At 41.3% G+C, this 8,641-nt stretch carries 8 protein-coding genes; 2 read left to right on the top strand and 6 right to left on the bottom strand.

Annotated features, from left to right (window positions below; all coding sequences use genetic code 11):
- Positions 1–142: 142 nt before the first annotated feature.
- From ABMY41_RS20890 to ABMY41_RS20865, 6 genes are all read right to left on the bottom strand, one after another.
- Positions 143–1,747, bottom strand: coding sequence for a FapA family protein (locus tag ABMY41_RS20890; RefSeq protein WP_349276155.1), 1,605 nt, complete (start codon positions 1,745–1,747; stop codon positions 143–145).
- Positions 1,748–1,900: 153 nt separating this feature from the next.
- The gene (locus ABMY41_RS20885; protein WP_054554223.1) at positions 1,901–2,293 is read right to left on the bottom strand and encodes a RidA family protein; all 393 of its coding nucleotides are present in this window, start codon (positions 2,291–2,293) and stop codon (positions 1,901–1,903) included.
- Positions 2,294–2,304: 11 nt separating this feature from the next.
- A complete protein-coding gene (gene spoT / locus ABMY41_RS20880; RefSeq protein ID WP_175081165.1) occupies positions 2,305–4,410 on the bottom strand; it encodes a bifunctional GTP diphosphokinase/guanosine-3',5'-bis pyrophosphate 3'-pyrophosphohydrolase in 2,106 nt (701 codons plus the stop codon).
- Between the two features lie 130 nt (positions 4,411–4,540).
- Entirely contained in the window at positions 4,541–4,816 is a 276-nt protein-coding gene (rpoZ, locus tag ABMY41_RS20875; protein ID WP_054554225.1) for a DNA-directed RNA polymerase subunit omega, read from the bottom strand.
- A 103-nt stretch (positions 4,817–4,919) separates the two neighbouring features.
- Positions 4,920–5,540 (bottom strand): guanylate kinase, encoded by a 621-nt coding sequence (gmk, locus tag ABMY41_RS20870; protein ID WP_054563423.1) that lies wholly within the window; start codon positions 5,538–5,540, stop codon positions 4,920–4,922.
- A 169-nt stretch (positions 5,541–5,709) separates the two neighbouring features.
- Positions 5,710–6,570, bottom strand: coding sequence for a YicC/YloC family endoribonuclease (locus ABMY41_RS20865; RefSeq protein ID WP_349276153.1), 861 nt, complete (start codon positions 6,568–6,570; stop codon positions 5,710–5,712).
- 180 nt (positions 6,571–6,750) lie between these two features.
- Here ABMY41_RS20865 and rph point away from each other — a divergent pair, with 180 nt between their 5' ends.
- Together rph and pyrE are read left to right on the top strand one after the other, a co-directional pair.
- Positions 6,751–7,464, top strand: a complete 714-nt coding sequence (gene rph, locus ABMY41_RS20860; RefSeq protein WP_054554228.1) for a ribonuclease PH — start codon at positions 6,751–6,753, stop codon at positions 7,462–7,464.
- A 22-nt stretch (positions 7,465–7,486) separates the two neighbouring features.
- Positions 7,487–8,131, top strand: coding sequence for an orotate phosphoribosyltransferase (gene pyrE, locus ABMY41_RS20855; RefSeq protein WP_054554229.1), 645 nt, complete (start codon positions 7,487–7,489; stop codon positions 8,129–8,131).
- Positions 8,132–8,641 lie beyond the last annotated feature (510 nt).

Below are 8,641 nucleotides of genomic sequence, written 5' to 3'. Positions count from 1 at the left end.
GAAAGCAGAATGAAGAGCTTGTTCTATATTCACAAAAAAATCCGTAGTTAGTTGCCTAACTACGGATTGTGCATGATCATTCTGATCGGTCAACTGATCAACTTCTTAACTGATCAGCATTAGGCTTTAAGCCTCTTTTTTATTAACTAGTTTTAAACTCTACCTCAACCTTGTTTTCTTCAAGTTTTACCTTACATGGTGGGTATTGGCGGTTAGTGAGTAGAACTTTTTCGAAAATATGAATTTTGACCCCTGAATGCAGTTTTTTATTAACGACTAATTGCGCATCTTCCAGTAAATCATGCAGATGATGCTCCAAGCTTGATAGCTTTTTCTCAAGCATTTCAGCTTGCTCGCAATAGTGTATTTGTGTGGCACCAATTTTTGCGAGTAACTGTTTTTTCTTTTCGGCGTCTTTTACTTGATCTGCTTTTTCGATAGCCGCTTGCAAAGTATCTAGTTGTGAATCTGTTTGTGCTAAATCTTTTAAACACTGATCAGTTTGCGCGGTGACATCAGCACCCGAAGCCGCTAAGTTAATCACCATCTTCGCGCCTGATTCATTGCCAATTTCGCCAGCAATAATTATTTGAGCATCTAAAATTTCACCGCCAAATAGTTTTCCTTGGGGGTTATCTTCTTGGCCGACTTGCAACAATTTAGTGGCTTTCATTACACAATGGCTGGCTTGTCGGTCGATGAGGATATTGTTTGCTTCAAGGTAGCTGTATTGACCATGTGATAAGTGAATGTCACCTTGGCTGATGATATTACATGATAACTTTTTATCTTCGAGTTGGTGGCCAATTACGCCTTGTTTTATGGTGATATCACCAGCTGCAGATAAATGACCAGACTCTACAGTGCCCATAACTGTTATATCGCCTTTGGCATTAATACGCATTCCCGGCTCAACATTATGAGTTACAATGACGCTACCTTCAAAATCTACATGGCCGGTTTTTACGTTGACATCGGCAATGGTAAAAATATCATCAACACGCATGCCATTCGCGATATCTACTGGAACACCTGCAATGGCTGAAATAAGTTCAAGCGGATTATTTTTAGATATTTCGGTACCTTCACCAGCAACTAGAGTATTACTTTCACCAGGCTTGGCTGGTAATACATCACCGGTAACAGTAAAGCCTTCTTTACCCGGAGTCGCAGGGATTTGCTTGATAAGTAATACGCCGGGTTCGACACTGGCAAGCTTGCCAAAATCACGCATATCGACAGTACCATCTTCACGCAATTTGGGTTTTTTTAAGCGATCTTTGAGCGTTTCAACTTGAGAAACTAGTTTTGATGGTTGGCCATCGATAGGTAAGCGACCTTTTGCTAGCACGCCTTTAGCGACTTCTCCTGCTGGTAACTCAAACTGTTGTTGTAATAGCTGTTCCAAGAAAGCTTGTTTGTATCCGCGAGCAACGCCCGCTCTGATAAGCTCCTTTTTAGCTTCATCAAGCGTCATAACTTTGCCGCCTTCAGCAAGAGTAAGTTCGCCTGTAGCAAGCATTTTATCATCGCTTAGGGTTACAACTAGGCTCGCATCATGTTTAGAGGCAACAACAAGCATGCGCTCGTTAGAGTCACTTTTGAAGAATTTATTGATAGCTTCATGATCCACTCTGCATTCGCAAAATGGTGACTTTTCTAATGCTTCGATAATAAACGCAGCACTAGGAGGCGAGTTTTCATGAACATCTAATAAAACGTTGCCGTTGTGAGCGAGCTTAAACACCTGGAGATCCTTTTTTACTACATTAGCTAAAGGTTTTACTTGTTATAACAACAGAGTGCTAGAGATTTGCTGATGAGTCAAGAATTTCGGTTGAGGGAATTAATAACTTTTTCTAAAAAAGAGCCAGCAACTTTGCGTTGCTGGCAGGGCTGATTAGTTTGTTGAAGGTAGCTCCATGATACCGTCAATCTCAACTTGCACACCTTTTGGTAGCGCACGTACGCCAATTGCGGCACGTGCAGGGTATGGTTGCTTAAAGTACTGGCTCATCACTTCGTTAACAATCGCAAAGTTAGATAAGTCAGTTAAAAAGATATTCACTTTTACCATGTCTTGAATTTGCCCGCCGGCAGCTTGGCAAACAGCTGTTAGGTTTTTGAATACTTGGTGAGTTTGCTCAGTAAAGTCTTCAGAGATTACTTCCATTGTTTCTGGCACAAGTGGAATTTGACCTGATAAATAAACAGCCGTGCCTACTTTAACTGCTTGACTGTAAGTACCGATTGCTGCAGGCGCATTATCAGTAGAAATAAAAGATTTGTTCATGATTATCCTTGTTACTTTTTACGATAGACTCTTTGCACATCAGGCATAACGCGAATGCGGCGCATAATGTTAGCAACATGAACGCGGTTTTTAACCGTGATGCCTAAATCTATCATGTATAAATTACTTTCTTTTTCGTCAGTCGCTATTTCAACAATGTTGGCTTGGGTTGAGGCAACAACATTGGTTAATTTAGCCAGCGCACCTTGGTGATTGATAATCTCAATACGCAGGGCTGCAATATATTCTTTCTCTGGGTTATCGTCCCATTTTACAACTAAGTATTTTGAGCGCTCTTTTTCCCAACCACGAATGTTCTTACATTCTTGGCGGTGAACTGTAAGGCCTTTACCTTGGCTAATATAAGCAGTAATAGCATCACCTGGGACTGGTCGGCAGCATTTAGAGTAATTAACTAACATGCCTTCAGTACCGATGATGGTTGCTTTTGCTTTTTGTGCAAGGTCGTCTAGGTCGTCTGCATCAACTTGCATCAAGCGTTTTGCAATAAGCACACTCATAAGATTACCTGAGCCTATTTCGACTAATAGCTCAAGTACGGTATTTAGTTCATGCTCTTGAAGTACACGGCGAATGTTTTCATCTGGAATATCATCGAGTTTGGTTTCACCAAGTGCTGAGTCTAGTAAACGTCGACCGAGCAGCATGGCTTCTTCATGCTGTTGGCTCTTCAGGTAATTGCGAATACCTAAACGTGCTTTACCTGTTACAACAAAATTTAGCCAAGTTGCATTAGGGTGCGCCCCTGAGCTGGTGATGACTTCGACCGTTTGCCCTGTATCAAGTGCTTTGCTTAGTGGGTGAGGTTTACGGTTAACGCGTGCACCTACACAGGTATTACCTACATCAGTGTGAACTGCATAAGCAAAGTCGACTGCTGTTGCACCCATAGGTAGTTCAACGATACGGCCATCTGGCGTGAAAACATAGATCTCTTCAGGGAATAGCTCTGTTTTAACGTTTTCAACAAACTCAAATGATGAGCCCGCACTTTGCTGAAGCTCCAGTAAGCTTTGCATCCATTGGCGAGCACGCTGCTGTGCTGTGTGGCCTGCGCTATCACCGGCTTTTTTATACATCCAGTGAGCAGCCACCCCTTTATCTGCCATATGATCCATGTCGTGGGTACGAATTTGAATCTCAACAGGAATACCATGAGGGCCAACTAATGAGGTATGAAGCGACTGATAACCATTGGTTTTTGGTACAGCAATATAATCTTTAAAACGGGTTTCGATTGGTTTGTAAAGGTTATGAGCAACACCTAATACGCGATAACAGGTATCCATATTATCAACATTGATACGGAACGCGTAGATATCCATCACTTCGTTAAACGACAGCTCTTTATTGAGCATTTTTTTGTAAATGCTATAAAGGTGTTTTTCGCGGCCTGATATAGTTGCTTCGATGCCAGACTCTTCCAAACGTGCTTCAATTTCAGTCTTAATATTGCTGATAACTTCTTTACGGTTACCACGTGCTTTGACCACTTCTGATCTTAATGCGCGATGACGCATCGGGTATAACGCTTGAAAGCCTAAATCTTCTAATTCATTTTTAATATCATGAATACCAAGGCGGTTCGCAATTGGCGCATAAATCTCTAGGGTTTCACGGGCAATACGACGGCGTTTGTCAGGGCGCAGTGCGCCCAAAGTACGCATGTTGTGAGTACGGTCAGCCAGTTTAATTAAGATCACACGAATATCTTGCGTCATCGCCATGATCATTTTGCGGTAGTTTTCGGCTTGGAATTCTTTTTTATCTTTAAAGCTGAGTTTATCTAGTTTACTCACCCCTTCAACAAGCTCGGCAACTGTGTCGCCAAAAATTTCAGCTAAGTCTTGTTGGCTAAAGTCAGTGTCTTCAATCACGTCATGCATCAGGGCAGCCATCAGCGTTTCGTGGTCTAAGTGCATGCCGGCAAGTATTTGTGTCACTTCGACAGGGTGGGTGATATAAGGCTCGCCACTTGAGCGTGTTTGGCCTTCGTGGGCTTCGCGAGCGACCACGTATGCTTTTTGTACCAGCTCAATCTCAGCGGGTGGTAAGTATTCGGATATTTTCTTTTTGAGGCCTTCGAATAGATACAAAGTCACACTCCAATGCGCAAATGAAGTAAATCGGTAACGGTATGAATAGAATATACGATGAAAAGAAGGGCTTGCCAACGGCTAGTGTAGAAATACTAGCCGTATAGCTAAATCAAAGCGGGGAGCTTGATTATTGGTTGCCACCTACGATAGCAGCCACAGCAGCCATTTCTGCTGCTTCTTGATGTTGTTGTTCTTCACGATCAATTAAGTCCATAGAAGAGCTATCTACTAACCCTTTCTCAATTTCACGTAAAGCAATAACCGTTGGTTTGTCATTTTCAGCATCAACGAGTGGATCTTTACCACCAACCGCGATTTGGCGGGCACGACGAGCCGCAACTAAAATTAAGTCAAAACGATTACCAATTGCATCTACTGCATCTTCAACAGTTACGCGAGCCATCTTAGCACTCCAAATAAATTCTTAAGCAAAGGCGTAGTTTACTGTACCAAGTTAAATTCGCCAATAGCTTGTGGTTAATTTTTATCTTATTCTTAAAAAAGTATTACTTAAGTAAGTTCTCTAATAACGCCTGATGGCGCACAGTTTGGCTTTTTAACGATAAACGTTTAGCCATAACGATAGTTTCGATTTCTGTAAGTGCAGTATCAAAGTCATCGTTAACAACAACATAATCATACTCATTATAGTGTGATGTTTCTGATTGTGCTTTTGCCATTCTTCCTGCGATTACCTCAGCAGAGTCTTGACCACGGTTATTTAAGCGTGATTCAAGTTCTTCTTTTGATGGCGGAAGAATAAAGATAGTCTCAACATCATCAACTAATTTGCGAATTTGCTGAGCACCTTGCCAATCGATATCTAAAAATACATCAATGCCTGCTGCAAGTTGGCTTTCGATTGCTTGCTTAGACGTACCATAGTAGTTATCAAACACTTGCGCCCATTCAAAAAAGTCATTTTTCTCAATTAGCGCTTTGAACTCATCCACAGAGACAAAGTGATAGTGCACACCGTTTTCTTCGCCCGGACGAGGTGAGCGAGTGGTATGCGAAACCGATACCTTCATATCGCTGTGTTTCTTTAGTAAAGCACCAATTAAGCTTGATTTACCAGCCCCTGATGGAGCTGACAAGATAAATAAATTTCCGCGAGTTTGCGCCATGATCTGTCTCTAATAAAAAATAAACAGGCTCGGACTATCGCTAATCCAAGCCTTTAATTGAACTATTGTACTTTATTTCGCTAAAAGTGCTCAAGTTTGCCTGCTTTTAGACTTTTTAAAACAAAAGACCCAGCAGGTGCTGGGTCTTATAAAAAACTGTAAAGCGTGCTTATTCTATATTCTGGATCTGTTCGCGCATTTGCTCGATTAACACTTTTAGCTCTACCGCAGCGTTTGTGATATCACTGTTGATAGACTTTGATGCTAACGTGTTTGCTTCACGGTTAAACTCTTGCATCATAAAGTCGAGGCGTCGGCCACACGCGCCGCCTTTAGTTAAGATTTTTTTGGTTTCTTTAACATGCGACTTTAAGCGGTCAAGTTCTTCAGCGACATCTTGTTTTTGTGCAAGGTAAATAAGTTCTTGCTCAAGGCGAGACTCATCGATATCTGTTTTTAGTTCTTCTAGCTTTTGGTTTAGTTTTTCGCGCTGCCATTTAGCAATTCCTGGTAAGTGGCCTTCAACAATAGTTACTTGCTCTAAAATAGCATCAAGGCGAGTTGCTATCATTTCTTGTAAGTTTGCGCCTTCATCGCCGCGAGCTTGTTTAAAATCTTCAATTACTTGGTCAAACCCTGCAATTAGCGCAGTGTTTACACTATCCATATCGAGCTCTTCGGCTTCCATAACGCCAGGCCAACGTAAAATATCAACAGGATTGATGTCACCATTGCTTTGGTTTTGCACCCATTGTGCGCTTTTAATTAATTGCTCAGCGAGTGATTCATTAATCGTTAACTCACCAACATGCGCTGGATTTGCAGCAAACTTTAAGAAAACTTCAACCTTACCGCGTTGTAAATGTTTACGTAAACGCTCACGAATAACTGGTTCCATGCCACGAAATTGCTCAGGTGCGCGGATAAAAGTTTCAAGGTAACGTTGGTTTACTGAACGAATTTCCCAAGTGCCAGTGCCCCATTCGCCTTTAATTTCGCGGCGCGCATAAGCTGTCATGCTGTGGATCATGGATGATTTCCTAGTGTTATAAATTTACAAAGTTGACTGATTATACCGAATCAGCTTTTAACCTCTAGCGTAAATTTTCTGAAATGTGCTTTTCTGATGCAGTTAATTATGTAAATGAACATGGCATCTGGCACCACATCGACTTATAATGTGGCAAATTCAGAATTAAGGGGATCGTTAATGCGTCCAAGCGAAAGAACACCTAACCAAATTAGACCGGTTACATTCACACGTAATTACACTATGCATGCTGAAGGTTCAGTATTAGTAGAGTTTGGAAATACTAAAGTTTTGTGTACAGCAACTGTTGAAGCTGGTGTACCACGCTTTATGAAAGGCCAAGGTAAAGGTTGGGTTACGGCTGAATACGGTATGTTACCTCGTTCAACACATACTCGTAATGGCCGTGAAGCATCGCGCGGTAAGCAGGGCGGTCGTACTATGGAAATTCAACGCTTAATCGCACGTGCACTTCGTGCTGCGGTTGATTTAAAGGCGTTAGGTGAAAACACCATTACTATCGATTGTGATGTTATTCAAGCTGATGGCGGTACACGTACAGCATCAATCAGTGGCGCGTGCGTTGCATTAGTTGATGCGCTTACTTACATGCGTAGTAAAGGTATGATTAATTCAAACCCACTTAAGCATATGATTGCGGCAATTTCAGTTGGTGTATATAAAGGTCAACCAATTAGTGACCTTGAGTACCTAGAAGATTCTGAAGCCGAAACAGATATGAACGTGATCTTGACCGAAACTGGCAAAATCATCGAAATTCAAGGTACAGCTGAAGGCGAACCTTTCTCATTCGACGAACTTGATGAGCTACTTACATTAGCTAAGCACTCAATTCGTGAAATTATCGACGTTCAAAAGCAAGCATTAGCTTAATAAAGAAGTAGGTTTATTAGTTATGAAAGATTATCAAAAAGAGTTTATTGAATTCGCACTTGAAAAGCAGGTGCTTAAATTTGGTGAGTTTACTTTAAAGTCTGGCCGCACTAGCCCTTATTTCTTCAACGCTGGTTTATTTAATACCGGTCGTGACCTTGCACGCTTGGGTCGCTTTTACGCTGCAGCACTTGAAGACGCGGGCATTGATTACGATGTATTATTTGGCCCTGCTTATAAAGGTATTCCAATCGCAACGACTACAGCGGTTGCTTTAGCTGATCATCACGACAAAGATGTACCTTACTGTTTTAACCGTAAAGAGAAAAAAGCACACGGTGAAGGTGGTACATTAGTAGGTTCTGAACTTAAAGGTAAGATCATGTTAGTTGATGACGTGATCACGGCAGGTACAGCTATTCGTGAATCTATGGAAATCATTGCAGATAATGGTGCAGACTTAAGTGGTGTTTTAATTGCACTTGACCGCCAAGAGAAAGGTAAAGCTGAGTTATCTGCTATTCAAGAAGTCGAGCGTGACTTTGGCACTAAAGTTATCTCTATTGTAAAACTAGCTGACTTAATTAGTTACCTAGAAGCCAAAGGCACAATGGATGAGCATTTAGCCGCAGTAAAAGCATATCGTGATCAATACGGCATTGCTTAACACCTAAAAACGCGAACAATTTAAAGGCCCAGCTATATTGCTGGGCTTTTTTGTTTTTAGAGTATTGTACTTTTATGGCCTTAAATACGGTCAAAAAGTTACTGAAGCGTTAATAAAGTTTCTCTTTTGTGGTGTTTAGACTAAAAAGGATACAAAAGGCAGTTTTTTTAAAGTTTTCTCAAAAAAGTGCTTGCGTTAATTCGCTGCATCCCTATAATGAGCATCCACCGACACGGCGGACTGCTTACAAAAAAGCAAAACGACGAGTTGGTTAAGTCAAGTAAGACTAAGTTTTGAAAAAATAAACTTTTCTCAAAATTAAGTGTTGACAAAAATAACGGCTTGCGTAGAATGCACAGCCCTTGAGGCGCGAAAGTATCTCAAACGTTCTTTAACAATATAAAGCAATCATCTGTGTGGGCACTCGTACAGATTGAGTTCTAACAGCGAAACTTAGTTTACTAAGTAACGCAAACAAATTTAGAGTCTCAATTGAACTGAGTGACCAAC

The sequence above is a fragment of the Pseudoalteromonas sp. BZA4 genome, assembly GCF_040104395.1.
In the GTDB taxonomy this organism is placed as follows: domain Bacteria; phylum Pseudomonadota; class Gammaproteobacteria; order Enterobacterales; family Alteromonadaceae; genus Pseudoalteromonas.
Note: the sequence above shows the minus strand (reverse complement) of the source record. Positions and strands in the feature narration are given on the sequence as shown.